This window comes from Microvirga sp. BSC39, from assembly GCF_000739015.1.
In the GTDB taxonomy this organism is placed as follows: domain Bacteria; phylum Pseudomonadota; class Alphaproteobacteria; order Rhizobiales; family Beijerinckiaceae; genus Microvirga.
Map to the genome: position 1 here is coordinate 147,402 of NZ_JPUG01000070.1, position 25,604 is coordinate 173,005.

21 protein-coding genes are annotated in these 25,604 nt (G+C 66.1%); 11 read left to right on the forward strand and 10 right to left on the reverse strand.

Translation table 11 applies throughout. The annotated features are described in order from the left end of the window. Positions 1-1,275 (reverse strand): cation:proton antiporter, encoded by a 1,275-nt coding sequence (locus MA07_RS18370; RefSeq protein WP_036354355.1) that lies wholly within the window; start codon positions 1,273-1,275, stop codon positions 1-3. Positions 1,276-1,421: 146 nt separating this feature from the next. Here MA07_RS18370 and MA07_RS18375 point away from each other — a divergent pair, with 146 nt between their 5' ends. Together MA07_RS18375 and MA07_RS18380 are read left to right on the forward strand one after the other, a co-directional pair. Beyond that, positions 1,422-3,542 (forward strand): PBP1A family penicillin-binding protein, encoded by a 2,121-nt coding sequence (locus MA07_RS18375; protein WP_036354358.1) that lies wholly within the window; start codon positions 1,422-1,424, stop codon positions 3,540-3,542. A 262-nt stretch (positions 3,543-3,804) separates the two neighbouring features. After that, positions 3,805-4,152: a DUF1330 domain-containing protein gene (locus MA07_RS18380; RefSeq protein WP_036354361.1), complete on the forward strand. Its 348-nt coding sequence runs from the start codon at positions 3,805-3,807 to the stop codon at positions 4,150-4,152. Here MA07_RS18380 and MA07_RS18385 read toward each other — a convergent pair. The 3 genes from MA07_RS18385 to phaZ all read right to left on the reverse strand — a co-directional run bounded on the left by MA07_RS18385 (position 4,137) and on the right by phaZ (position 7,717). Next, positions 4,137-5,336, reverse strand: coding sequence for a multidrug effflux MFS transporter (locus MA07_RS18385; protein ID WP_036354365.1), 1,200 nt, complete (start codon positions 5,334-5,336; stop codon positions 4,137-4,139). The two genes, MA07_RS18380 and MA07_RS18385, sit on opposite strands and share 16 nt — an antisense overlap. Before the next feature lie 298 nt (positions 5,337-5,634). Continuing rightward, positions 5,635-6,378, reverse strand: coding sequence for a SprT family zinc-dependent metalloprotease (locus MA07_RS18390; RefSeq protein WP_036354629.1), 744 nt, complete (start codon positions 6,376-6,378; stop codon positions 5,635-5,637). Positions 6,379-6,454: 76 nt separating this feature from the next. Beyond that, entirely contained in the window at positions 6,455-7,717 is a 1,263-nt protein-coding gene (gene phaZ / locus MA07_RS18395; protein WP_036354368.1) for a polyhydroxyalkanoate depolymerase, read from the reverse strand. Positions 7,718-7,967: 250 nt separating this feature from the next. Here phaZ and MA07_RS18400 point away from each other — a divergent pair, with 250 nt between their 5' ends. Further along, positions 7,968-9,323, forward strand: coding sequence for an ActS/PrrB/RegB family redox-sensitive histidine kinase (locus MA07_RS18400; protein ID WP_036354371.1), 1,356 nt, complete (start codon positions 7,968-7,970; stop codon positions 9,321-9,323). Positions 9,324-9,404: 81 nt separating this feature from the next. Further along, a complete protein-coding gene (locus MA07_RS18405) occupies positions 9,405-9,962 on the forward strand; it encodes an ActR/PrrA/RegA family redox response regulator transcription factor (protein ID WP_152568916.1) in 558 nt (185 codons plus the stop codon). Positions 9,963-9,969: 7 nt separating this feature from the next. On the opposite strand, the gene MA07_RS18410 is transcribed toward MA07_RS18405, so the two are convergent. Both MA07_RS18410 and MA07_RS18415 read right to left on the reverse strand, forming a co-directional pair. Then, entirely contained in the window at positions 9,970-10,467 is a 498-nt protein-coding gene (locus MA07_RS18410) for an MmcB family DNA repair protein (protein ID WP_036354375.1), read from the reverse strand. A 175-nt stretch (positions 10,468-10,642) separates the two neighbouring features. Continuing rightward, positions 10,643-11,704 carry a DMT family transporter gene (locus MA07_RS18415; RefSeq protein ID WP_244445282.1) on the reverse strand — a complete coding sequence of 354 codons (1,062 nt, stop codon included), beginning with the start codon at positions 11,702-11,704 and terminating at the stop codon, positions 10,643-10,645. Positions 11,705-11,720: 16 nt separating this feature from the next. Here MA07_RS18415 and MA07_RS18420 point away from each other — a divergent pair, with 16 nt between their 5' ends. Continuing rightward, positions 11,721-12,710, forward strand: coding sequence for a mechanosensitive ion channel family protein (locus tag MA07_RS18420; RefSeq protein ID WP_052003322.1), 990 nt, complete (start codon positions 11,721-11,723; stop codon positions 12,708-12,710). On the opposite strand, the gene MA07_RS18425 is transcribed toward MA07_RS18420, so the two are convergent. After that, positions 12,711-13,529, reverse strand: coding sequence for a potassium channel family protein (locus MA07_RS18425; RefSeq protein ID WP_036354386.1), 819 nt, complete (start codon positions 13,527-13,529; stop codon positions 12,711-12,713). Between the two features lie 190 nt (positions 13,530-13,719). Next, a complete protein-coding gene (locus tag MA07_RS18430; protein WP_052003299.1) occupies positions 13,720-14,286 on the reverse strand; it encodes a hypothetical protein in 567 nt (188 codons plus the stop codon). 295 nt (positions 14,287-14,581) lie between these two features. Between MA07_RS18430 and MA07_RS18435 the strand changes: the two genes are divergently transcribed. The 6 genes from MA07_RS18435 (at position 14,582) to MA07_RS18460 (ending at position 22,949) form a co-directional block, all read left to right on the forward strand. Further along, positions 14,582-17,128, forward strand: a complete 2,547-nt coding sequence (locus MA07_RS18435; RefSeq protein ID WP_052003300.1) for a hypothetical protein — start codon at positions 14,582-14,584, stop codon at positions 17,126-17,128. Between the two features lie 101 nt (positions 17,129-17,229). Further along, a complete protein-coding gene (locus tag MA07_RS18440) occupies positions 17,230-18,141 on the forward strand; it encodes an MBL fold metallo-hydrolase (RefSeq protein WP_036354389.1) in 912 nt (303 codons plus the stop codon). A 198-nt stretch (positions 18,142-18,339) separates the two neighbouring features. Next, positions 18,340-19,737 (forward strand): calcium-binding protein, encoded by a 1,398-nt coding sequence (locus tag MA07_RS27960; protein WP_052003301.1) that lies wholly within the window; start codon positions 18,340-18,342, stop codon positions 19,735-19,737. 133 nt (positions 19,738-19,870) lie between these two features. Continuing rightward, a complete protein-coding gene (locus tag MA07_RS18450; RefSeq protein ID WP_036354392.1) occupies positions 19,871-20,878 on the forward strand; it encodes an NAD-dependent epimerase/dehydratase family protein in 1,008 nt (335 codons plus the stop codon). 143 nt (positions 20,879-21,021) lie between these two features. Beyond that, positions 21,022-22,008, forward strand: coding sequence for a glycosyl transferase (locus tag MA07_RS18455; RefSeq protein WP_052003323.1), 987 nt, complete (start codon positions 21,022-21,024; stop codon positions 22,006-22,008). Next, positions 22,008-22,949, forward strand: a complete 942-nt coding sequence (locus MA07_RS18460; RefSeq protein ID WP_036354395.1) for an NAD-dependent epimerase/dehydratase family protein — start codon at positions 22,008-22,010, stop codon at positions 22,947-22,949. Before MA07_RS18455 ends, MA07_RS18460 begins: the two co-directional genes overlap by 1 nt. On the opposite strand, the gene MA07_RS18465 is transcribed toward MA07_RS18460, so the two are convergent. Both MA07_RS18465 and MA07_RS27965 read right to left on the reverse strand, forming a co-directional pair. Next, positions 22,882-24,846 carry a nucleoside-diphosphate sugar epimerase/dehydratase gene (locus tag MA07_RS18465; protein WP_036354398.1) on the reverse strand — a complete coding sequence of 655 codons (1,965 nt, stop codon included), beginning with the start codon at positions 24,844-24,846 and terminating at the stop codon, positions 22,882-22,884. The two genes, MA07_RS18460 and MA07_RS18465, sit on opposite strands and share 68 nt — an antisense overlap. Beyond that, entirely contained in the window at positions 24,843-25,226 is a 384-nt protein-coding gene (locus MA07_RS27965) for a hypothetical protein (RefSeq protein ID WP_052003302.1), read from the reverse strand. Before MA07_RS27965 ends, MA07_RS18465 begins: the two co-directional genes overlap by 4 nt. Between the last annotated feature and the right edge of the window lie 378 nt (positions 25,227-25,604).

Below are 25,604 nucleotides of genomic sequence, written 5' to 3' on the forward strand. Positions count from 1 at the left end.
TTAGGATTCCGGCTGGGCAACCGTTTTCCGTTGCGCCGCACGCATGGTGAGCTTCCGGCGGTGGTCGAGGTGCCGCATCGCCGGCGTGACCGTGACGCCGTGCAGCACGATGGAGACGAGGATGATGAATCCCGCCGTGCTCCAGAGCAGGTCGGCATTGTCGAACTCGGCATGGTTCAGGGCATAGGACAGATAATAGATCGAGCCGAGCCCGCGGATGCCGAAGAAGCTGATCGCCGCCTTTTCGCCCGGTGGCGGATCGGTGCCGATCAGCCCGATCCAGCCGGCGAGCGGCCGGATCACGAACAGGGCCAGCAGGCCGAAGACGACAGCCTGCCACGTGAGGGCGTTGAACAGGTCGCCGCCCGTCATGGCGCCGCCGAGCAGGACGAGAAGCACCATCATCATGAGGCGCTCGAGTTCTTCCGCGAAATCGTGGAGCTTCTGGTGATACTCGTGCTCGGGTTGCGTGGCCCGCAGGGCAAGCGCCGCCACGAAGACAGCGAGAAAGCCGTAGCCCTTCACCATCTCGGTCACCCCATAGGCGATGCAGGTGATGCCGAGCGCCACGAAGCCCGCGCCCGTGCGGGAGAGCTTGGCCCGGTTCGGCAGGTGGAAGGTCAGCCAGCCCAGCGCCCGCCCGATGACGTACCCCATGACGAGTCCGGCCCCGACCTTCCAGAGCACCCCATAGGCGAACCATTCCGTCACGCTCTTCAAGCTCACCTCGTGGGCGAACGCGATGGCGAGCATGATGAACGGGAATGCGAGACCGTCGTTGAGGCCGGCCTCGGAGGTGAGCGTGAAGCGCACCTCGTCCTCCTCCCGGTCGCCCGGCGGTCCCACCTGCACGTCGCTGGCCAGCACCGGATCGGTGGGGGCGAGCGCGCCCGCGAGAAGCACGGCGGCGGCGAGGCTCAGGCCCAGGAGGCTGGTGCCGAGCCAGGCGAGGCCGAAGATCGTGAGCGGCATGGCGATGCCGAGCAGCCGCCAGGTGAGGCGCCAGCGCTTCCAGCCGAAGGGCCGGTCGATCTTCAGGCCCGCACCCATGAGCGAGATGATGACCACGAACTCGCTCAGGCGCTCGACGATGGCGAGCTCCTCCTTGGGGTGGGGCATCACGCCCGGGACTTGGGGGAAGGCAAAGATGAGCGCACCCAAGCCGACGCAGAAGATCGGCAGGGACAGGGGCAGTTCCTTCAGGACCATGGGAAGCCAGGCGGTCAGAAGGACGACCACCCCGAAGCCTGCCAGCACGACGATGTAAGCGCTCATAAGGCTGCGAACGCGGCCCGGACTCGGCAGTTCCAGCAGAGAACCCGTTAACTCCCGTTAACCGCCCCTTAAACCGCCACATTTAAAGTGCCTCAGAGCATGAAAGGCCGCAGCACCGGCCGTATGAATGCGGGGTTATAAAAGACGTGGCGAACGGACGTGACCGGCGCGAGCCGGTGTTCGATGCGCCCGCTGGGCAAGCGGGGGAGCTGGATTTTCACCTCTCGCCCGAGGATCGGGCAGGGGGATCGATGGCGCGCAGGCGAGCTTCGGGACAGGGCGGCGGCAGGCCTTCGCGCCCCAAGAAGGTGAAGCGCCGCGGCGGCCGCTCCCTGTTCAGCAAACTGATTTATGCCGGGCTCGTGCTCTGCCTGTGGGGCGTGATCGGCGTCGGCGGCATCGTGGCCTATTACGCCTCGCAGCTTCCGCCCATCGACCAGCTTGCGGTGCCCAAGCGCCCGCCGAACATCGCCATCCTGGCGAGCGACGGCTCGTTCCTCGCCAATCGCGGCGAGACGGGCGGGCGCACGATGACCTTGAAGGAACTTCCGCCCTACCTGCCGAAGGCGTTCATCGCCATCGAGGACCGGCGCTTCTACGACCATTTCGGTATCGACCCCATCGGCATCGGCCGCGCGATCTACCGCAACTTGAGCAACAGCGGCGGCCTGCAGGGCGGCTCGACCCTGACGCAGCAGCTCGCCAAGAACCTGTTCCTGACCCAGGAGCGCACCGCCTCGCGCAAGATCCAGGAGGCGATCCTGGCGCTCTGGCTCGAGCGCCACTACTCGAAGGACCAGCTCCTCGAGCTCTATCTCAACCGGGTCTATTTCGGCGCCGGCGCCTATGGCGTCGAGGCGGCCGCCCAGCGCTATTACGGCAAGTCCGCGCGCAGCGTATCGCTCTCCGAGGCCGCCGTGCTGGCGGGCCTCGTCCAGTCGCCGTCGCGGCTGGCCCCCAACCGCTATCCGGAGCGGGCGCAGGCGCGTGCGGAACTCGTGATCGCGGCCATGAACGATCTCGGCTTCATCACGCCGGGCATGACCAAGACGGCCCTCGGCGCGCCCGCCGAGCCCGTCCGCCCGAACGGCGCGGGATCGGCCAATTACGCGGCCGATTACGTGATGGACGTGCTCGACGATTTCGTCGGCACGGTCGAGTCCGACATCGTGGTCTCGACCACGGTCGAGCCCGGGCTGCAATCCGCGGCCGAACGCGTGCTGGTGGAAGAGCTCAACGCCAAGGGCCAGAAGTTCAACGTGAGCCAGGGCGCGGTTGTCGCCATGCAGCCGGACGGGGCCGTCAAAGCCCTGGTCGGCGGCCGCAATTACGAGACGAGCCAGTTCAACCGGGCCATCGCGGCCCGCCGCCAGCCGGGCTCGTCCTTCAAGCCCTTCGTCTATCTCGCCGCCATGGAGCGGGGCTACACCCCCGACATGGTGATGGAGGACGCGCCCGTGGCCTACAAGGGCTGGGCGCCCAAGAACTACGACCGCAAATATCGCGGGCCGATCACGATCCGCGATGCGCTGGCGCTCTCCCTCAACACGGTGGCCGTGAAGCTCAACATGGAGGTGGGGCCCAAGGCCGTGGTGCAGACCGCGCAACGCCTCGGCATCTCGTCCCCGCTCCAGGCCAACGGCTCGCTGGCGCTGGGCACCTCCGAGGTGACGCCGCTGGAGCTGGTTTCCGCCTACGCGCCCTTCGCCAATGGCGGCATCGGCGTGACGCCTTACGTGATCACCCAGGTGAAGACCACCGACGGCAAGCTCATCTACAAGCGCCCGGGCTCGGGCGGCCTCGGGCGCGTAATCGATCCGGGCGTCGTGGCCCAGATGAACGACATGATGCACAACGTCTTCGTCATCGGCACCGCCCAGAAGGCGCAGATCCCAGGCTGGACCCTCGCCGGCAAGACCGGCACCACCGACGATTACAAGGATGCCTGGTTCGTGGGCTTCTCCGGCAACCTCGTGGCCGGCGTGTGGCTCGGCAACGACGACGGCGCGCTCACCAAGCGCGTCACCGGCGGCAACCTGCCCACGGAAGTCTGGCACAACTTCATGACGGTAGCCCTCAAGGACAAGCAGCCCGTGCCCCTGCCCGGCCTCGAGCGCATGCGCGCGCCGTCGGACATTCCCGTTGCCGGCGTCGGAGGCGCTCCGCGCTACGCCAATGCGGACGGCGAAGGGAGCTGGGTCGCGCCCGCGCCTCAGCGGCGCGTGAGCCGCGAGAAGAACTTCTTGGAGAAGCTGTTCGGGCTTTAAAGCTTGCCTTCACGTCTGACACTGTCATTCCGGGGCGCCGCAGGCGAACCCGGAATCCATAAACACGACGTCTCAAGAGGGGGTGAGCAGCGTCACACCCCATTCTGCACCGTTAGCGGTTATGGATTCCGGGCTCTCGCTACCGCTCGCCCCGGAATGACAGTGGCTGCGGTCAATCAAACCCTCAGAACATTACCCCGCACGTAATCGCCAGCACTCTCTCCACACGACATGCTCCCTTCATCACAAGAAGGAGCCTGTCATGCCTGCTTACGCCGTCGGTCATCTGCACGATGTGAATCTCGGTCCCGACATCGTTGAATACCTCCAGCGCATCGACGCGACGCTCGAGCCCTTCGGGGGCCGGTTCATCATTCACGGAGGACCGGTGACTCACCTCGAAGGCTCCTGGTCGGGAGACCTGATCGTGATCGCGTTCCCGGACCGGAACAGCGCCCGCGCATGGTATGAGTCGCCCGCCTATCGGCAGATCCTGCCCCTGCGCACCGGGAACGCGCGCGGCGAGGTCTTCTTCATCGAAGGTGTCGATGCCGACCACAAGGCGACGGATGTTCTCGCCGGAGTCCCGGCGGATCAACCCTTGGGCTGATGCCCTCTCGCCCGGCTCGTCACGAGGAAAAGCGCAAGGGCCAGCACGCCGGTTGTGGCGATGGTGGCGGGAAGCGGGATCGCCGAGGCATCGAGGTTGCGCCCGAGAGCGATGCCCACGATGGCCGCGAACGTCATCTGGCAGATGCCCAGCAGCGACGAGGCCGCGCCGGCCCGCTCCGGAAAGGGCATCAGGGCCGAGGCCATGGATTGCGGCATGGTGAGGCCGACGCCGATGCCGTAGATCGCCATGGGGGCGCTGATGCTGAGCGACGAGGGCATGCCTGACAGGACCAGGGCCAGCATGGCGCCGCCGCCAACGGCAAGGCACGAGACGCCGAGCTGGATCGTGCCGTCGAGACCGCGTCGCCCCACGAGATGCTGGGCGAGATATGTGCCGCTGATGAAGCCCACCACCACGAAGGTGAACGAGAAGGCGAAAGCCAGCTCATCCAGGCCGTAGATCTGCTGCAGCACGAAGGACGAGCCGGAGATGAAGGCGAAGAGCCCGCCATAGGTGAGCATGGAAAGCCCCACATAGGTGCGGTAGCCTGGGTGTCCGAGCAGCAGCTTGAAGCCGCGCAGGATCGCCCCGAAGGAAATCGGCACCTCCGATTTCCGGCGGATGCTCTCGGGCATGCGCAGGCTGATGACGGCCGCCATGACGATGCCGAACAGGATCATGACCGCGAAGGTGACGCGCCACCCCGAGACGCGCTCGATGAGGCCGCCGACGATCGGGGCTGCGGCCGGCACGACGCCCATGATCGTGCCCATGCGCGACAATTCGCGGCCGGCCCGCGGCCCCTCATAGAAGTCGCGCACGATGGCGCGTCCGAGCACGATCGGGCCGGAGGCGCCCAGCGCCTGCAGGAAGCGCGCGCCGATCAGCGTTTCGATGTTGGGCGCGAAGGCGCAGATGAGGCTCGCCAGGGTGAAGAGCCCGAGCCCGAACAGCAGCACGGGCTTCCTCCCGATCCGGTCGGAGATCGGCCCGTAGAAGAACTGCCCGGCCGCAAAGCCGAGCAGGAAGGCGGACAGCGTGAGCTGCGTCTGGGCCGTGGTCGCATCAAGCCCCGCCGCGATCGCCGGCAGCGACGGCAGGTACATGTCCGTCGAGAGCGGGCCCAGGGCGGTGAGCAGCGCCAGGACGATTGTGAGGGCGAGCGTATCGGGCTTGAGCATTTTTCTTTGGGACAGCAGCGATGATGACAGGTCGGACTAAGCCGAAATGACAGAGCTGTCACTCACTAAGGGGCCTCTCACGTCATCACCGGCCTTGTGCCGGTGATCTCGATATGAGAGGCGCTGCGCTTTTCGGCATCGGGATGGACGGGGCGAGCCCCGCCATGACGTAGTAGGTGTCATTCCCGGCCGGAAATGGCGGAGCCATCGGAGGGGAAGGGAATCCACTCACAGGCTCAGCGCCATGGATCCCCTTCCCGGTCCTGCGGACCGCCGGGGATGGAAACGCGAAGCGCTCTCACCCGATGCGATGCAACGCGCTGCCGTAGGTCTTCAGCCAGGCTTCCGCCTCGTCGGTGCGGGGGCAGAGCTGGTGCGTGATCTTCCAGAAGCGGTGGGAATGGTTGAGCTCGCGCAGGTGCGCCACCTCGTGGGCCGCGAGGTAGTCGAGCACGAACGGCGGGGCCATGATCAGGCGCCAGGAGAAATTGAGCGCCCCCGTGGCCGAGCACGACCCCCAGCGGCTCTTGGTGTCGCGCACGGTGATGCGCTTGGCCGAAACCCCGATCTGGGCCGTGTGCTTTCTCACCGCGACGGTGAAATCCTTCTTGGCCTCCGCCTCGAGGAAATCCCGCACCCGGCGGGCCACATGGGCGGCCTCGCCGGCCACCGCGATGATCGGCTCGCCGGCGCCGCCCTTGGTGGCCTGAGTCACGCCGCGGATCGACGACCAATGGACGATCCGGTGCAGGACGCCACGCACGGGCACCAGCGCCCCCGGCTCGAAGATCACCCGCTCCGGCACCTTGGCGAGGCGGGTGGCGATCCATTGGCTGTGGCTGTCGGCGAATTTCTGGGCCAGGCCCACATCGGTGCGCTCGGGGATCGACAGCACCACCTCGCCGGTCGCGTTGGAGACGCGCAGCGTGATCCGTTTGGCCGTGGGACGGCGCTTGAGGGCCACCTTGAAGGCTTGGCCCTCATGCAGAACCTTGAGATGAGGCGGGTCCGCTGGAACGCGGCGGAACAGGGCGGATTTCATGTCCGCAATCTGCCCTGTCACGCTGATTCTGTCAGCGCAGCCGTTTGCCGCTCCTAAGAACGTATCAAGAACAGGATCAGGCTCTTGACGCCTTCTTCCGGGCTGGTTCTCGATCGTGAGTCTCAATGAATTCAGCGATTCGAGGAGCGATCTGAGACCGGAACCGAGAACCGTTGAAGACGCCATAGTGACCGACCTTGGCCTGCAGATGATAGAGCTTCTTGTCGGAGGACAGGTTGGGGGTCAGTTCGAGGGCGGCCAGGGTCTGGCCGACGCCCGAAATGTCGTCCCGCTCGCCTTCGACCGCCATGATGGCGCAGCGCCGGATGTCCATGAGGTCCACCGGCTGGTCCCGGTGCATCATCTCGCCCTTGGGCAGTTCGTGGTTCACGAACACCTTCTCGACCGTCTGGAGGTAGAACTCGGCGGTCAGGTCCATGACGGCGAGGTACTCGTCATAGAACTCCCGGTGCTTCTCGGCCGAGTCGCCGTCGCCGTCCACCAGGTGGTTGAACATGTCCCAATGCGCCGTCAGGTGCCGGTCGATGTTCATGGCCATGAAGCCCGAGAGCTGCTGGAACCCGGGATAGACATCGCGCCAGAAGCCCGGATGGGACGGGGGCACCTTGGTGATGCAGTGGCGCTCGAACCATTCGATGCCGCGCTCCTCGGCCAGCCGGTTCACGGCCGTGGGGGAACGGCGGGTGTCGATGGGGCCGCCCATGAGGGTCATGGAGCGGGGAATGCAGGGGTCGTTCTCGGCCTCGAGGCGGGCCACCGCGGCGATCACCGGGACGGCCGGCTGGCACACGGCCATCAGGTGCAGGTCGGGGCCGAACGCGCGGCACATCTCTTTCACGTAGTCGATGTAGTCGTCGAGATCGAACCTGCCCTCGGCCAGGGGCACCATGCGGGCATCGGTCCAATCGGTGATCATCACCTGATGGGTGGGCAGGAAGGTCTCCACCGTGCCGCGCAGGAGCGTGGCGTAATGGCCGGACATGGGCGCCACGATCAGGAGCTTAGGCTGGCTTTTGGCTGTGGGGTGGTCCCGCTCGAAGGAGATGATTCGGCAGAAGGGGCGCTCCCAGACGATCCGCTCCGTGACCGCCGTCTCGGCCCCGTCGATCACCGTGGTGGGCAGGCCGAACACGGGTTTGCCGTAGCGGCGGGTGGTGCGTTCGAACAACTCGCAGGCGGCGGAAACGGTGCGGCCGTAAGGGGTATTGTTGAGCGGATTGCCGGGATTATCGAAAAAATGCTTCGTCAAATCGGAGGCCGCGCGGGCGGGGCTCAAAAGCCAGTGCGCGGTATCGTACCAAACATAAGAAAAGTTCATCTAAGTGTCCCCAAAGGCCGGGCGCCTGGTTCTCGCACAATGCAGTAGGCTTATCCTCAACCGTAATTTTAAGATTAAAGTTCCTGCTGCTCTTTGCAACAAGCTTGTCTTTCCACCGCGAAATCGGACTCCATACTTTGGTTTCGGGGCGTTCCCTGGGGCTTGCCGGTCCTGTTCCAAGTCCCGGGTAGGAAAATAGGCTGGGACGGTCTGCTTGGCGAACACGGGCTGGACCCTATTCTGTTCGAGGATGTCCCGAATCGAGCCGAAGAACCTCACGCACCACGCCCGGCACCTGCGCCTGGACACCCTCGTCCGCCTGCGCTGGCTTGCGGTCGCGGGGCAGTCCGCAGCGGTGATAGGGGTCCGCTTCGGCCTCGGATTCCCCCTGCCCTTCGCCTTTTGCCTGCTGGTGATCGTCGCGTCGGTGTGGGTCAACCTGCTGCTGCGCATCCAGTATCCGGCGAGCCACCGGCTCAGCGACAACGTCGCCACGGCCCTGCTCGCCTTCGACATCCTGCAGCTCGCCGGCCTGCTCTATCTGACCGGCGGGCTGGAAAACCCCTTCGCCATGCTGTTCCTGGCGCCCGTGCTCATCTCGGCCACGGCGCTCACGCCGGAGCGGACCCTGGGGCTCGGGCTGCTGGCCGTGGGCTGCGCGACCTTTCTCGTGCTCGCCCATTGGCCCCTGCCCTGGTTTCCGGGGCAGACCTTCTCGCTGCCCTTCCTCTATGTGACGGGCATCTGGACCGCGATCCTGCTCGGCACGACATTCACCGGCATCTATGCCTGGCGGGTGGCCGAGGAGGCGCGCCAGCTCGCCCAGGCGCTCGCCGCCACCGAGCTGGTGCTGGCCCGCGAGCAGCACCTGTCCCAGCTCGACGGCCTGGCGGCGGCGGCGGCCCACGAGCTCGGAACGCCGCTCGCCACCATTGCGCTGGTCACCAAGGAGCTCAGCCATGCCATGCCCAAGGACGGCCCGGTGGGCGAGGACCTGCGCCTTCTGCAGGAGCAGGTGGAGCGCTGCCGCACGATCCTGACCAAGCTCACCTCCATGGACGAGGAAGACGGGGGAGAGTTCCTGGAAACCGTCTCCCTCAGCCATCTGGTGGAGGACATCGTCGAGCCGCAGCGGGCGGTGGGCTTCGACGTGAGGGTGATCACGAAGGGCGATGGCCCCGAACCCCTGTGCCGCCGCAATCCGGGGGTGGTCTATGGCCTGTCCAACATCCTCGACAACGCCACGGACTTTGCCGAGAGCCAGGTGACGATCGAGGCCTGCTGGTCTCCTCACGAGGTTTTCATCGAGATCCGGGATGACGGCCCCGGTTATGCGCCCGATATCCTGCTCAGGGTCGGCGAGCCCTACGTCACCACCCGCAGCGCCGCCGAGCGTTCGGAGGACAGCGAGGAGGGCGGAGGACTGGGCTTGGGCTTGTTCATCGCCAAGACTTTGGTCGAGCGATCGGGGGCCGAACTGACCCTCACCAACGCCGCCCCGCCGGCTTCGGGCGCCATCGCGCGGATCGTTTGGCCGCGTCGGGCGTTTGAACGAAGTGCGGCAATTTCGCCGCAGGGAGGTTCGCTGGAGCCTCTCAAAGATTAGGGGATGAATTCCCATATGAGAAAGGAGCTGATCGAGCTCGCCTCATGAAGGAATGTCCTTAGGATGCAAGGAGATATTCTGATGGCCGATGCGCCTGCCGCATTCGAAGATCGCGCCGACAAGAGTCTCTTGATCGTCGACGACGACCGGCCGTTCTCGACCCGTCTGGCCCGTGCCATGGAAGGCCGCGGCTATCAGGTTCGGGTGGCCGAGAGCGTGGCGGACGGCATTGCGGCCGTTGAAAACGAACCGCCGGCCTTTGCCGTGATCGACATGCGCCTCGGCGACGGCAACGGCCTCGATGTGATTGAGCGCCTGAAGCACCGCCGCCCTGACGCCCGCGGTGTGGTCCTCACCGGCTACGGCAACATCGCCACCGCGGTAACGGCCGTGAAGATGGGCGCGTTCGACTATCTGGCGAAGCCCGCCGATGCGGACGAGATCCACGCGGCCCTCATGGCCCAGCCGGGCGAACGGGCCCTGCCGCCGGAAAATCCCATGTCGGCCGACCGGGTGCGCTGGGAGCACATCCAGCGGGTCTATGAGCTGTGCGGCCGCAACGTCTCGGAGACGGCACGCCGCCTCAACATGCACCGCCGGACCCTGCAGCGCATCCTCGCCAAGCGCGCGCCGCGCTAAGCCCTTCTCAAAGCCGCCCGTCCGCGATCCTGTCGGGATCGGCCAGCGCGTGCAGCAGGGATGCGGCCGCATGCGCGAAGCGCAGGGTCACGGCCTTGCGGCGCGCGCCCGCCAGCGGGTGATGCGATGCCTCGCGCAGGATCGCCGCGCCGAAGCTGTCGGCGATGATCAGGCCGCGATCCTCCGGCAGGATGTCGAACGGCACCGTCTCCGGCACCGCGAAGTAGAACCGGTCGCAGAAATCCTCGTAATCGGGCCATTTCCGGTCGGCCCGGAAATCGGCCACGCTCGACTTGATCTCGACGATGGTGAGCGCCCCGTCGGGCGCGAGCGCGATGAGGTCGGCGCGCCGGCCGTTGGCGAGGGTGAATTCCGGCAAGGTCACGTGGCCGAGCTGCGAGAACAGGCGGCGCACGCCGCGCTGAACGCCGGCCGCCACCGGCGACTGGCGCCCGTCGACGGGCAGGACGATGGGACGGGAAAAGGCTGCGGACGAATCGGACATGGGGCGTAGGGTATCATCCCCCCGCCGCCGTCCCGCAACGGCCCCGTTGTCGCGCTTGCTCGGAAAATCCCCGCCAAAACACCGGACCCGAAAGTGGACTTGCACTTTTGGGATCAATCCGATGCATTCCTCTTGAGCGAGAGCATCCTGCGGACCCGGAGGGCTGCAGGATGCTCTAACGAAAGCGCTTCCACCGCGCCCAGGCCAATCGCATGAGGTGGTTGCGCCTGAGCGCAATGATCAGGACGCCGCACAGGGCAAGTCCCGTCCCGACGGCCATCCGCGCGTCGAACCGGTCGCCCGTCACCAGAATGCCCAAGGTCACGGTGAGCAGAGGGTTCATGATCAGCAGAGGGGCGATCATGTTGGCGGGATATTTCCTGATCAGGCCGTAGTAGATCGTGTGGGCGATCAGCGACACGACGAGGGCGGAAAACAGCAGGGCTGCCACGAAGTTCCAGCCGGCCTCCATCACCTTGTCCACTTGGCCCGTCTCGAGCGTCGTCGTCAGGAGGATCATGGGCATCACCGAGGACAGCCCGATCCAGGCCTGGAACTGCAGCGGCTTCACGCCCTCGATCTGCTTCATCATCACGGCGGCCAGCGAACCCACGGCCGTGGAGGCCAGAACCAGAAGAAGGCCTGCCGAGAGCGGAAAGCCGCCGCCCGGGTCCCACATCACGAGCACGCCGCCGGCGAAGGTCAGCACGATGCCGAGCGCTCGCCTGCCGTCGATCCGCTCCCTCAGAAGGAGGAGGGAGAGAAGGGCCGTGATCGGGATGCCGAGCTGACTGACCACCGCGGCACTGGACGGGCTCGCCGTCCTGATGCCGAGGAAGAACAGGGCGAAACCGCCTCCTCCCATCAGGAACCCGACCAGAAGGATGCGCCATCGCGGTCGCGGCGCCGGCAGCAGCCAAGGCAAGGCGAGCACCGCCACGATGCCGAAGCGCACGGCCGCATAGAACAGGGGCGGGATCTCCATGTCTGAGACCACGATCTTGCTGACGATGGTATGGGCCGCCCACAGGAAGCAGACGAGAAACATCAGGAAGAGATCGCGCAGGGCCATGATGTCGCATAGCTCGGCTGTGTGGAGGCTTGCAAATGCCGGGAGCGAGGGGCTGGCATGCCGCGGGACGATGGAACCGGATCGCCGCCCGTGCGGCGCATCGACCGGCCGGTGACGCGGCCAGGAACCGATCGCGCGGCTGTCACGTTCGACCCGATTGCTCACCGCCGCGGAGGTCCGTTTGCAGCCCGATACCAGAATCAGCCTGGAGCGCATTGAAGGCTACATCGAGGGCTTTTGGTGGATCCTGCCCAACCTCGGCATCGCCCTTGTCGCCTCCGGAGTCTTCCTGGTGGCCGCCGGCATCGCGCGCCGGGCCGTGCTGCGGGTGTTCAAGCGGCGGAGCCGGCCGGACCTCGCCATCATGCTGGCCGGTGCCGCACGCTGGGCGGTCATCGGGCTTGGCTTTCTCGTGGTGGCCACCATCATCTTTCCGTCGATCAGCCCGGCGAATCTTCTCTCGACCCTCGGCATCGGTTCGATTGCCATCGGCTTCGCCTTCAAGGACATCCTGCAGAACTGGCTGGCCGGCCTGCTCATCCTCCTGCGCCAGCCATTCCGGCAAGGCGATCAGATCGTCGTCGGCAAGCACGAGGGTACGGTCGAGCACATCGAGGCGCGCGCGACACTGATCAAAACCTACGACGGGCGCCGGGTGATCATCCCGAACAGCGCCGTCTATACGGATGCGGTTACGGTCAACACCGCCTTCCCGCTGCGCCGCAGCCAGTATGACGTGGGGATCGGGTACAGCGACGACATCGACCACGCCTGCGACGTCATCCTCGCGGCGATCCGCGACGTCGAGGGCGTGGCGGAGGACCCGGGGCCGGAGGCCTTCGCCTGGGAGATCGCCAGTTCCTCCATCAACATCCGCGTCCGGTGGTGGACCCACTCCAAGCGCTCCGAAGTGGTGCGCACCCAGGGCCGTGTGGTCCGGGCGATGAAGCGGGCCCTGACCGAGGCCGAGATCGATCTGCCCTTCGCGACCAACGTCGTCCTTCTGCACGACCAGACGGACGAGGCGGACGGAGACCGCCGCCGTCAGCGGGAGGGCTGGCCGGCCGGGGACAATCCGCCCTCTCCCCGCCACCTGAACGAGGTCACGGTCGAGGGCGAGAGCGACCGCGCACCGGCAGAGAGCAGGCCATCGTCGCGGCGCCGGTCCTGATCATCGCGGCGGGGAGGCGCCGGGGGCATCGCCTCCCCGCCGCAGGTCCTGCCGCAGGGCCGCGATCTCGGCCCTGAGAGCGGCGATCTCCCGCGACCCTGCCACCTCGCCCTGGTCCGACTCGGCGTCGCGCCCGACGAAGAAGGACGCGAAGCTCGCCGTGATGTAGCCGAACACGGCAAAGCCGTAGAGGGCGAGCAGGAAGCACAGGATCCGCCCCTCCGGGGTCTTCGGCCAGAACTCGGACCCCATGGTGGCCAGCAGCATCCCGGTCCACCACAGGGCATCGGCGTAGCCTGCAAATCCCCCGTCCACCTGCGAGGCGGGCTCGAAGGCGAGCATTCCCCCGGCGCCGAGCAGCGCCACCAGAATGGTCAGGCCCGTGACATAGCCGAGGCCGCGCCGGCTCAGGCTCGCCCGCAGGGCGTTCATGCCCCTGTTGGCCGTGCCGACGATGCGCACCAGCCGGAGGCCGCGGGCCGCCCGGGCCGCCCGCAGGACGCGAAAGGCGCGAAAGAGCCGGAAGGCCGGCACGATCAGGGCGATGACGGTGAGCCAGTTCCGGCTGAGAAACGCGGTCTTTTCAGGCGCGAGCGCAAAACGGACGACGAACTCGACGATGAAGGCGATCCAGATCGCGGTGCCGAAGGTCTCCAGCGCGTCGAAGGTGCCCCAGATCAGCTCGACCACGACGAGCAGGAGCCACAGAAAGCTGAGCACCAGCATCGGGGTCCGCAGCCAGTCGTCGAGCTCCGCCAGGGCGTTCCAGCGCTCGTCCTCGCTCGGCGCCGATGCAGGACTGTGGGAATCATCTGCCATCACGGGTCTCCTGGATTCTTTCCAGGGACAACCGCGCTCCATGACGGACGGGTCCGGTGCCGAAGGCGGAAGCGTCCAGAGCATCGTGCGGAAAAGTGGATCCGGTTTTTCCGCTCGGACGATGCTCTCACTCAAGAAGAAAGCATCGGATTCGATCCCAAAAGTGCAAGTCCACTTTTGGGTCCGATGCCTAATGCAGCATGAGGTGATGCGGCGACAGGTTCTCCAGCATGTCGCGCAGATCCTCCATGTGCGGATTGATCCCGAGCGCGATCTGGAAGGCGGCGCGCGCCTCGTTGAGGTGGCCGTGGCGCAGGCAGAGATTGCCGAAGCCGGCGACGGCGCCGAAATGGCGCGGCTCCAGGCGCAGGGTCTGGGCGATGTCGAGCAGGCTGTCCGCATCGCGCTTCTCGATGGAGGCGAGCGTCGCCCGCTTGTTCCAGGCCTCCGGCCAGTCCGGATACATGGCGACCAGATGGTCGAGCAGCGGCCGGGCCTTCTTGAGCGATCCCGAGCCCAAGGCATCCACGGCCGCCGCCATGGTCTCCTCGGCGATCCGGTCCTCGTGCGAGCTCCACAGGGCCCAGATCTGGTCTTCGATCTCCTCCACGGGCCGGGGCGGCTCGTCCATGGCGAGTTCCTGGAAGAGCGCGGTCAGGCGGCGCGGCAGATCCGGCCTTGGGGTAAGCGCAGGAACCTCGAGAACGAGCTGGAAGACCGGATCGATCGGCAGGGGGGACGGCAGACGGGACGTCATGGGCGGGCTCACCGATCCTCCATGGCAGGCAACCAAGGCAGGGGACATAGAGTCGAAGCGCGGCGCGGCGAGAGGGCAAATCGGCGCTGATGACGAAACACGGGACGCCTCATTTGTGCCGGAGCGCGCTTTCCGGCCGCGACCGTTCGTGAAAAGGGGATCCGGTTTTCCTCTCAACATGATGCGCTATTTGACGAATCGCGCATCGACGGATCCCAAAAGTGGTTTCCCCTTTTGGCCCGGATGCTCTAGGTTCCGCTAACGTCACGAACCCGAACGATCATTGGAGCTGCTCTTGGGAGCCGTCATCGAGCGCGACCCGTTGCGCCTGGCCTGGAAAACCTCGCCCGCCCGCCATCTTGCGGGTTTCGGGCTCCTGCTGCTGGCGGGCTTTCTGATCCTGATCGGGTTCGATCTGGTCCGGCAGATCGTGGATCGTGCGACCGGCGGCCCCGACGCCTGGAACGCGCCGGCCAGCTTCCTGCGGATCGCCCTCACGCCGCCGGCCGACCTGTGGCCCGGATCCCTGGTCCTGTTTCCCGGCTTTGCCCTGGATCCCGAGACCTTCGCGCTGGCGGCCGTCATCGGCGTGCTGCTCATCCCCCTGGCTCTCGGGCTGATCCTGGTGGCCCTCGAATGGGTGGCGGTCGGGATCGGCGTGCAGATGCTGACGCGGACGCAGTCGGCGGCCCTCGACATCATCCTGAAAGTGCCCTCCGCGTCGCATGACGAGATCGCTATGATCTCGACGCTCGCCTCCCGGGGGCTCGCCCGCGAGAACGGCGTGCTGGGATCGAGCCTTCTGATCCCGGTGAAGCTCGGCGGCATGATCGGGCTGGCCTGCGCCTATGTGTTCGTCATGGACTGGTACCTGGGCGCGGTTCTCGCCGTCGTGCTGGCCCTTGCCATGATCGTGAGCGCCCGCCGGGCGCTCCTGCGCTTCGACGCTGCCGCCGCCCGTCACCGGGAGGGCGACGAGGCGGAAGGCGTGTTCGCGGGCCTGGAGCAGCGCCTGCCGGCCCTGCGCGCCCATGGCACCGCGCCGTTCGAGCGCGACCGCGTGCGCCGGGCTCTCATGAGCGGCCACCGCCCGGTGATGCGGGAGGAATACCGCCTGGCCGTCACGGAGGCCGCCTCCGCGGCCGCGCTCATGATCGCCCCCCTGGCGGTTCTGGCCCTCGGCGCCTGGTTCTCGCAGACCCGCCCCCTGACGGCCGGAACGGTCGCGGCCAGCGTGCTTGCGGCGGCGCTCGCCGCCTATGGCATCCGCGAGGTGGTGCAGTGGCACCGGCTGATCATGCGGGCCAGGGCGCTGCTCATCGATCTCGGCAAGGGACTGGCGCCGCTGAAGCTGCGCGCCGCCCTTAAAGGCAAGGCCAGCCTGCCGGAGAACGGCGCCCTCGTGGCCCAGGGCGTCTCCGCCTACGATCCGGCGGGCGGCGCGCGCGTTGCATCGGTCAACCTCACCCTCGCGTTCCCGTCCCATGTGGCCCTGGTGGGCGACGGCGATGCGGGCCCGAGGCTTCTTGCGGCTCTCATGAGCGGCCAGCTGCCGCCCTCCATGGGCCGCCTGACCTATGGCGGCGTGGATCTCGCCGCCGCCAGCCCCGTGGAGCGCAGCCAGCGCATCGCCTTTACGGGCCAGACGGTGCTGATCGAGGGCAGCCTGAAGGACAACCTGCTCTATGGCTGCTCCGCACCGGCGGATGAAATGAGGCATCGCCTCTCGGAGGCCATCGCCATCGCCGGGCTCGACCGGCTGACCCATGCCCGCGGCCTGTCCGGGACCATCGATCCGGTGCAGGAGCCGAAGTTCGCGGCCGCCATCGTGGAGGCGCGCCGCTTCGTCGAGGCGGCGCTCGCGACCGAGAACCTCGACCGCTTCGTCGATCCCTTCAGCGCCACGCGCTACAACCGCTATGCGACGATCGGCGAGAACCTGCTCTTCGGAAAGCCCATCGGCGATGCCTTCCACGAGGATCGCCTGTCCGGCCACCCCTTCGTGCGCGCCATCCTGGAGGCCAACGAGCTCACCAAGCCGCTCGCCCGCATGGGCCTGTCCATCGCCACCAGCATGATCGAGATCTTCTCGGAGATCCCGGACGGGTCCCCGCTCTTCGACCGCTTCTCCTTCTTCTCGGCGGCGGACCGGCCCTATTTCCAGGATCTCGTCGACCGGAAGAACGAGCAGCGGCGCAGCGACAAGACCTCGCGCGATCAGGAGCGCCTCATCGGACTGGCGCTGCGCTACAACGAGAGCCGGCACCGCTTGGGGCTGCTCGAACCGGGCCTGGAGGAGCGCATCCTCGTGGCCCGGGCCGATTTCGCCCGCATGCTGCCGGTGAGCCTGAAATCGGCCATCGAGTTCTACGACGAGGCGCGCTTCTGCGCGGCGGCGAGCATTCAGGACAACCTGCTCTTCGGCCGTATCGCGGCCGACCAGGCGGGCGCCCTCGAGGCGGTGCAGGAGGTGACCCGCCGGGTGCTGACCCAGCGCGGCCTCGACGGCGAGGTCTCGCGCATCGGGCTCGACACGCCGATCGATCCGCAAGGGGACGACCTGACTCTCACCGAACTGGCCGCCGTCGATCTCGTGCGCGGCCTCGTGCGCCGGCCGAGCATTCTGGTGGTCCAGCGGGCCCTCGACGGCCTGCCGGGACCGGCCGCCGACAAGCTGGTGATGAACCTGCGCCGGGCGCTCGTCGGCCGCGGCCTGATCCTCGTGACGCCCGCGATCTCGCCGGCCATGGATCAACCGCCCTTCGATGCGGTTATCCATTTCGAGCGGGGCGAACCTGTGATGGAGCGCCGCACCCGGCGCCTGGAGGCGTTAAGTGCGTGACATCTTTGGTCTTGACCGGTCATCCCTGTCGTGGGCAGCTTACCGCAGTCCATGTGCGCCAGCGCACATAAGTGGGGTTTTCGTTACATCATGATCCTGCCATGGTAAGGCGTGTTGCATCCTCTGACGCACTGCAGGTCCGGTTCTGGGGCACACGCGGCTCCACCTGCGCATCCGGACCTCAATTCGTCGAGTTCGGATCGCACACGCCCTGCGTCGAGGTCCGGTGCGGCGAGCGGCTCTTCATTCTCGATGCGGGCACCGGCCTCTCGGCGTTGGGCATGAACCTCGGCCCGAACGCCCCCGACAAGATCGACATCCTCCTCAGCCACCTTCACCTCGACCACATCAGCGGCCTGCCCTTCTTCAAGCCGGCGCTGCTTGCCAAGGAGCGCGTGATCCGCACCTATTGCGGGCATCTGGAGGGCGAGAGCGCCATGGAGCCTCTCGGCCGGCTCTTCGCCCCGCCGTTGTTTCCGGTGCGCCTCGGCCAGCTTCCGGCCCGGTTCGAGTATCACGGCTTCAGGGCCGGCGAGCCGATCACCTTCGACGACGGGACCCGGATCGAAACGCACCTTCTCAACCACCCCGGCGGCGCCACCGGCTACCGTCTCAGCCACGGCGGCCGCAGCGTCTGCTACATCAGCGACGTGGAGCACAGCGACCCCTGGCCCGATCCCGATCTCGCCGCCTTCGTGCGCGACACCGACCTGATGATCTTCGACGGCATGTTCTCGGATGCCGAATATTCCTACTGCCGCGGTTGGGGCCATTCCACCTGGCAGAAAGGCGTGGAGCTCTCGAAGGCCGCCGGCGTCAAGGCGCTCGCCATCTTCCACCTCTACCCCGGCCACGACGACGCCTATCTCAAAGCCGCCGAGGCCGAGATGCAGGCCGTGATGCCCACCGCCTTCATGGCCCGGGAGCGGCAATGCTTCTCGTTCGAGGCCGCGGATCAGGAAGCTGCATCCGAATGGGCCGAGCCTGTTCTGGCCCAGGCTGACGAAAGCTGATCTGATTATCTGTTGAAGTCGGCGCCGGGCATGAGCGGCTCTTCGGCCTCTGCTGCCGGTGTGCTTCGTCTGCCATGGCACAAGCCTGCTCACCCATGGGGCAGCTCACATCGATTTTGATTCTATATAACGTATAGTAATCCTCTTCGGACACTGCACCCAAACAGGCGGTGCACGAACGTTCATGAGGATGACTTTATGCCGACGACCGTTGATACATGGAATCTCGATGGCGACTACATCCGCATCGATGACGGTGCTGGTCCCGAGTATCTCGACTGGCGCAACAATGCTGAGGTTATCAGCGGTTACGGGATTGTGAACTTATCAGTCGGTGTGGTGTTGGGCGACCCGCAGCACGATCGACTTGGATTCGTCCAGGGAAACGGGATTACTGCTACCGACGGCCTGAATTCTGGAAGCAGAATCACCATTGATGGCTTTGTTGCCGTGGTCGCGCCTCGGAGCACCGGATACAGTTTTGGACTTTTATTTCCTGATCCGGAAGATCCGGGGGAGTACAGATCGGCTCCCCCTGCCATCGTTCAGAAATTTATCCGAGCTCTGACTTACCAGAATACTTCTGAAGCGCTCCCGGACGATTTTCAGAAGCTGATCGGCTTTCATATCCTGAATGATGGTGATGGAACCACAGGTCACGAACCCATTCAGGAATATGTGACCGTCACGAAGTGGCTTCGCGACCATTTTGTGCCAACGGACAGGGGCGGCAATTGGAGCACGGGCGGCAAGAACCTTCCGCCTGAGATCACAGGCATCCCCGCTGCCAAGACGATCGCGGATGGAGGTCGTCCGTTCTCGTCGGTGTCGATCACCGACCCGAACAACGACAAGCTGACCGTCACCATCAAGATCAGCGACCCCAAGAAGGGCAGCTTCCTGGCCTCGAGCCTCAGCGGCGGCACCTATGATCCGGAAACCGGCATCTACAGAGTCACCGGTACCCCGGCCCAGGTGCAGGACGCCGTTCGCAAGCTCGTCTTCACCCAGGGCTCCGGCCTGGACGGTTCACGCTCGTCCCAGGAATCCGTTTCGTTCAAGATCCTTGTTTCCGACCCCGTTTTCGTCGATGCGGCAACCATGGAGGCAAGCTTCCGTCCCAACAAGGCCGACAATATCAAGGGCAAGGCCAGCAGCGAGAAGCTTTACGGTCACGGCGGCAAGGACAAGATCGACGGCAAGGGCGGCAACGACAAGATCTGGGGCGGGTCCGGCAACGACCAGCTCACCGGCGGCACGGGCAAGGACGCCTTCGTGTTCGACAACAAGGCGAACGCCAGAACGAACAAGGACAAGATCGTCGATTTCAGCGTCAGCGACGACAGCATCTGGCTCGACAACGCCTTCTTCAGCGCGCTCGGCCCCAAGGGCACCGAGAGCAAGCCGGCGCTTTTGAAGAGCAGCTATTTCGTCACGGGCTCCAAGGCCAAGGACAAGAACGACTTCATCATCTACGACAAGGCCAAGGGCAAGCTCTTCTACGACGCCGACGGATCGGGCAAAGGTAAGCAGGTGGAGATCGCCACGCTCTCCAAAGACCTCCAGATGACCTATAAGGACTTCTTCGTCATCTGAACCGGCTCAGGCAGGGAGCGATGGGCCACATGACCGACAGCCCTCGTGCAGGCGAGGGCTGTTCCTTGTGAACAGTCTCCCCTTTGGCGAAAAATCCACTATTGTGCTCGCGAATTGTCGAAGCGGGCCCATCATGACGTCTCCCATTCTTGTGACCGGTGCGGCCGGGTTCATCGGCTATCATGTGGTCAAGCGGCTCCTGGCCGACGGGCACCAGGTTGTGGGCGTCGACAGCTTCACGCCCTACTACGACATCGGCCTCAAAGAGGCCCGCTTCGCCAATCTCACGCCCCACAACACCTTTCTCGGCGAGCGCCTGGACCTCGCCGACCAGCAGGCCACCCGCGACCTGTTCCAGCACCACCGCTTCGAGCGGGTCATTCATCTGGCGGCCCAGCCGGGCGTGCGCTTCGTCGATCCGCAGCCTTATGCCGCCTCCAATCTCATGGGCTTCATGAGCATGCTGGAAGCCTGCCGGCATGGAGACGTGCAGCATCTCGTCTATGCCTCGTCGAGCTCGGTCTACGGCTCCAACCGCAAGCTGCCGTTCTCCGAGCACGACACCACGGATCACCCGATCAGCCTCTATGCCGCCACCAAGAAGGCGAACGAGATGATGGCGCATTCCTATGCGTCGCTCTTCGGCCTGCCCTGCACGGGCCTGCGCTTCTTCACCGTCTACGGCCCCTGGGGCCGGCCCGACATGGCGGTGTACAAGTTCACCCACGCCATCGCCCAAGCGCGCGAGATCCAGGTGGCCAACGCCGGCCGGGTCTGGCGCGACTTCACCTATGTGGACGACATCGTGGAGGGCATCGTGCGGCTGGTCGAGCGCGCGCCCTCGGGCGACCCGGCCTGGAACGCGGAAAACCCCGATCCGGCCACGAGCGCGGCACCGCACCGGGTCTACAACATCGGCAACGATTCGCCCGAAGAGGTGAACCGGCTGATCGCCCTGATCGAGCAGGCGTTGGGCAGACAAGCCAACCGCGTCGACGTGCCCCTGCCGCCCGGCGACGTGCTGGAGACCCGCGCGGATGTGACGGATCTGCGCCGCGACGTGGGCTTTGCGCCCGCGACGTCCCTGGACGAGGGCATCCGGCGCTTCGTCGCGTGGTATCGCGAATATCACGGGGCTTGAGTCCAATGATCTGGGATTATCTCAAGCTTCTGGCCATATGGGCCGGCCTGTACGTGATAGGCTTCATCATCGCCGCCATCATCGAGCCGTTCTCAGCCATCGGCTTTACCCTTCTCACGGCCATTATTTTTGCAGCATTTTGCATGTCGGCGGTGCTGATCGTCATCTTGAAGCCGCTGCTCGTCCGCTATGCATTGGCTCGTCCCAATGCCCGCTCAAGCCATAGAATCCCGACGCCTCAAGGAGGCGGTATCGCCGTGGTCGGCACGGTGCTGATCCCGATGGCGCTCCTGCTGAGCCTCCCGGGTCTATCATTCGAAACGGCGCGTCCGCTCCTGAGCGTTGCGCTGGCATCTTTGACCCTGGCAGTAGTTGGGGCAGTCGACGACATTCGGCCTTTGCCTGCGGGTTTGCGTCTTCTTCTGCAGATCGCAGCCGTGACGGCTGTCGTTGTCACAAGCGAGATCCGCATTCTTCCCGAATGGATTCCGCTGGGCTTGGAACACGCTTTCCTCGTTCTCGGCGGCGTCTGGTTCGTGAATCTCGTCAACTTCATGGATGGACTTGACTGGATTACAGTCGCCGAGATGGTCCCTGTGACGGCGTTCATAGGCATCCTGAGTTGGTTCTCGGACGGAGAGCCATCGCTCAGCGGCCTTGCTGCGCTTGTTCTCTGCGGCGCCCTCCTCGGCTTCGCGCCTTTCAACAAGCCCGTTGCAAAACTCTTCCTGGGCGATGTGGGCTCGCTGCCCATCGGCCTCCTTGTCGGCTGGATGCTGCTGGAGCTTGCCGGCACCGGTGCGCTCGGGGCGGCCCTGCTGCTGCCGCTCTACTACCTGATGGACGCCACCATCACCCTGCTGCGGCGCTTACGCCGCCGTGAAAAGGTGTGGGAGGCGCACCGCAGCCATTTCTACCAGAAGGCCACCGACAACGGCTTCTCGGCGCTCGACGTCAGCGCTCATGTGTTCGGGCTCAACCTTGTCCTGGCCGGTCTCGCCGCTATGACACTGATCTGGCCCTCGGGCGCCGTGCAGGCTGCGGCTCTCGTCTCAGGGGTCGCCCTCGTCGGCCTGCTCCTCAGGCGCTTTTCCACGCCACGCCAGACAATTCCTTTGGAGGTTCCCTGATGAACGCACCCCTGATTGCCCTCACCGGCTCGACGGGTTTCATCGGACGTCACCTCCTCTCAGAGCTTCCCAGACGCGGCTACCGGGTCCGGGTGCTGCTGCGCCGCCCGTCCGAGGTGCCGGCGGGCGCCGCAAGCGCCGTGATCGGCGACATCGCCTCGCCGCACAACATGGCCGCAGCCCTGCGCGACGTGGACATGGTGATCCACTCGGCGGGCCTGGCGCACGCCATGTCGGGCCGCCCGGAGGACGACTACCGCAGCATCAACACGGACGCGACCGTGAAGCTCGCCCAATCGGCCGAGCGCGCCGGCGTGAAGCGCTTCGTCTTTCTCTCGTCGATCCGGGCCCAGAGCGGTCCCTCGGCCGAGGGCGTGCTGACGGAGGAGATGGAGCCCAACCCCACGGACGCCTATGGCCGCTCGAAGCTCGAAGCCGAGCGGGGGCTGGCCGAACTCGGCCTGGACTGGGCAGCCCTTCGGCCGGTTCTCGTCTACGGCCCCGGCGTGAAGGGCAACATGGCTGCCCTGCTCGGTCTTGCGCAATCCTCGTGGCCCTTGCCCCTGGGCGGCCTGAGGGCCCGGCGTTCGCTCCTCTGCCTCGACAACCTGGCGGCGGCGGTGGACACGGTGCTCAAGGCGGACGGGCCTCTGAGGCGCCCCTTCATCGTGGCCGATCCCGAGCCGGTGACGATCCCCGAGATGGTGACCGCCCTGCGCGAGGGTTTCGGACGCGCCCCGGGGCTGATTCCGGTTCCGTCCTTCGTTCTCAAGGGGGCGGCGGCTCTGGCGGGAAAGGGCGAGGCCTATCAGCGGCTGGCGGGCTCGCTGGTGGCGAGCCCGGAGGCCCTGAGGCGCTTAGGCTGGCAGCCGGTCAGTTCGACGCGCTACGCGCTTGCGGAACTGGCGCGACAAGCTGGGGGGCCGGCGTCCGGCGCTTGAATTCGGGGATCGCCTCTTCGAACACCCGCTCGGCCAGTGCCCGGTCGCCCTCCGCGAGGGCGCGGTCCAGGATCTTGAGCCACTGCTCAACCCGCTCGCGGTCGGCGAAGATGGGCTTGGCCGCCATGACGCCGTCGATGCCGATTTCCGTGCGCGGCTCCTCGCGGGCGAACAGGATCTCGTGCAGGCGCTCGCCGGCCCGGGCCCCGGTGACGGCGATCTCGATGTCCTCGCCCGGCTCGTAGCCGGCAAGCCGGATCATGCGCTCGGCGAGCTCATAGATGCGCACGGGCTGGCCCATCTTCAGCACATAGACCGAGGCGCGTTCGTCCCCGTTGGAGCGCTCCGTGAGCGATCGGCTTTCCTCCGCATGAGACGCGGAGGTGAGCACCAGGTCGGCCGCCTCGCGGGTGGTCATGAAGTAGCGCACCATGTCCGGATGGGTGACCGTGACGGGTCCCCCGCGGGCGATCTGCGCCTTGAACTTCGGCACCACGGACCCGACCGAGCCCAGCACGTTGCCGAAGCGCACCGCGATGGTGCGGGTGGCGCCGTTGCGGCCCATGAACTCCGCGTCCAGCGCCTGCCCGTACATCTCGGCGAGGCGCTTGGTGGCGCCCAGCATCGAGACCGGATCGATGGCCTTGTCGGTGGAGATCATCACGATGGTGTCGGCGCCCGCCTCGACCGCCGCATCGGCCACGTTCACCGAGCCGAACACGTTGGTCTTGATGCCCTCGGTCCAGTTCCTCTCGAGATAGGGCACGTGCTTGAGGGCCGCCGCGTGGAAGACCACCTCCGGCCTGAAGGCGGTCATGACCTCGCGCACCCGCTCCCGGTCGCGCACGTCGGCAATGACCCCGTCCACGTTGGTGTCGCTGGACAGGAGCGTCGGGTTTTCGAGGATGTGGTGCAGGGACGGCTCGGAGCTTTCCAGGATCAGAAGATCGCTCGCCCCGAAGGCCACCGCGCGGGTGCAGATTTCGGACCCGATGGAGCCGCCGCCGCCCGTCACCAGAACCCGCTTGCCGCGGATGAAGGTCTCCAGCCGCTTCCGGTCGATCTGCACGGTGGGGCGCAGGAGCAGGTCCTCGATCTCGAGCGGCGCGAGTTCGGCGTTGCGCATGCCCTCGCCCAGGCTCGTGACCCGCACCAGCGGCAGGCCGAGGCGGCGGGCGCGGGCGAGCAGCATGTCCGGGTTCGCCTCCGGCGTCAGGGCGCTCGGGGTCGCCACCAGCCGGCGGATGGGCACGCCCCGCTCCTGGAAGTCCTGCACCACCTGATCGAGGTCGTCGAAGGTGCCCAGCACCGGCACGCCGCGCATGGACTGGCCGAGATCGTCGCCACGGTAGGAGAGGATGCCCCTGGGCTGGATCTTCTTGACGGTGCCCGCCTCGACGGCCCGCAGGATCACCTCGACATCGGCCACGCGCCCGAGCAGCAGGGTCGGCGTGCTGGCATCCCGCTGCAGGCTGTTCCGGGACCGGGCGTATTTCAGGTAGCGGAAGGCAAGCCGCGGGCCGCCCAGCAGGAACATCTGGATCAGCCAGTAGAGGGCGATCGAGATCTTGCCGAAGAAGAAGGTGCCCAGGAACTGCGGCGACAGGAGAATGTAGTCCACCACCAGCAGGGTCAGGGCCAGGATGCTGGAGGCCCGGAAAATGTTGAACAGGTCCGGCAGGGAGGCGAAGCGCCACTTCGAGCGGTAGAGCTGGGAGAACCAGTAGACCACGCCGGCAAAGGCGATGAAGGGCGGCAGGAAAAGCGGCAGGTGAACGAGCCGCTCGTTCAGAAGCGTCCCTTCGAAGCGCACGAAGAACGTCGCGAGGACGGCCACGCCGGTCACCACGAGATCGTGCACAACAATGAGAGTTTTCTTGAGATCCTGCCGATTCATGGCCCTGCCGTCTGCTGCCCCGGGGTATCGGATGGGCTCACCCCTTTGTCAATGTAACCTTGTCCTACCAGAGATGCCTCCAGCGCAAGCCCCTCACGCGCTGGATAGAGGGTCCTGGGCCACCGCCAGAAGGCTCCCCTCCTCCGTGCGCCCCATGCCCGAATGCCCAAGCTCACAGCGAGGCGGGCTTCCGTCAGCACCGCCTCGACCGGACTGGAGGCCCCGACTTTTCCCTGATCCGGCAGGACGATACGGTCGGCGAAACGGGCTGCCAAGTTCAGGTCGTGCAGGATCGCCACCGCGGCTCCGGCACGGGCTTCGGGCACGATGAGCCGATGGCGCCGGTCAAGCGCCGCGACAGGCGCGTCGGCGAGGACCACCGGCGCCTGCGTCGCCAGAGCGCGGGTGATCCCTTTCCCACCCAGATCGGGTGTGCCCCTCCCCCCTTTGCGGGGGAGGGTGGCGAACGGAGTGAGCCGGGAGAGGGGCAGTCCGGTTGAGCGAGGCCCCTCTCCCGACCTGCTACGCAGGCCACCCTCTCCCGCAAAGGGGAGAGGGCGAGGTTTGTTCTCGCTTTGTTCTTGACAAAAGCTGCAAGCTCGGCTATAAGGTTGTGTAGACCTGCCTCTGACGAGGGGCGCGCTCGCGAGGCGTCGCAGTGTGGAGGCAGGCACGGTCCTGTGCACGTGCTGATACGCAGGTGTGTGTGACAGGAGGCCCAGGCTGCGTGCCGGTGGTCGGAATCGGTTCAAGGCCCC

Coding starts and splice junctions, on each gene's coding strand:
- MA07_RS18440 (WP_036354389.1), top strand. CDS start 17,230: ATGGTAAGGCGTGTTGCATCCTCTGACGCACTGCAGGTCCGGTTCTGG.
- MA07_RS27960 (WP_052003301.1), top strand. CDS start 18,340: ATGCCGACGACCGTTGATACATGGAATCTCGATGGCGACTACATCCGC.
- MA07_RS18430 (WP_052003299.1), bottom strand. CDS start 14,286: ATGACGTCCCGTCTGCCGTCCCCCCTGCCGATCGATCCGGTCTTCCAG.
- MA07_RS18385 (WP_036354365.1), bottom strand. CDS start 5,336: ATGCTCAAGCCCGATACGCTCGCCCTCACAATCGTCCTGGCGCTGCTC.
- MA07_RS18400 (WP_036354371.1), top strand. CDS start 7,968: ATGTCCCGAATCGAGCCGAAGAACCTCACGCACCACGCCCGGCACCTG.
- MA07_RS18410 (WP_036354375.1), bottom strand. CDS start 10,467: ATGTCCGATTCGTCCGCAGCCTTTTCCCGTCCCATCGTCCTGCCCGTC.
- MA07_RS18455 (WP_052003323.1), top strand. CDS start 21,022: ATGTCGGCGGTGCTGATCGTCATCTTGAAGCCGCTGCTCGTCCGCTAT.
- MA07_RS18390 (WP_036354629.1), bottom strand. CDS start 6,378: ATGAAATCCGCCCTGTTCCGCCGCGTTCCAGCGGACCCGCCTCATCTC.
- MA07_RS18450 (WP_036354392.1), top strand. CDS start 19,871: ATGACGTCTCCCATTCTTGTGACCGGTGCGGCCGGGTTCATCGGCTAT.
- MA07_RS18370 (WP_036354355.1), bottom strand. CDS start 1,275: ATGAGCGCTTACATCGTCGTGCTGGCAGGCTTCGGGGTGGTCGTCCTT.
- MA07_RS18465 (WP_036354398.1), bottom strand. CDS start 24,846: ATGAATCGGCAGGATCTCAAGAAAACTCTCATTGTTGTGCACGATCTC.
- MA07_RS18405 (WP_152568916.1), top strand. CDS start 9,405: ATGGCCGATGCGCCTGCCGCATTCGAAGATCGCGCCGACAAGAGTCTC.
- phaZ (WP_036354368.1), bottom strand. CDS start 7,717: ATGAACTTTTCTTATGTTTGGTACGATACCGCGCACTGGCTTTTGAGC.
- MA07_RS18460 (WP_036354395.1), top strand. CDS start 22,008: ATGAACGCACCCCTGATTGCCCTCACCGGCTCGACGGGTTTCATCGGA.
- MA07_RS18380 (WP_036354361.1), top strand. CDS start 3,805: ATGCCTGCTTACGCCGTCGGTCATCTGCACGATGTGAATCTCGGTCCC.
- MA07_RS18425 (WP_036354386.1), bottom strand. CDS start 13,529: ATGGCAGATGATTCCCACAGTCCTGCATCGGCGCCGAGCGAGGACGAG.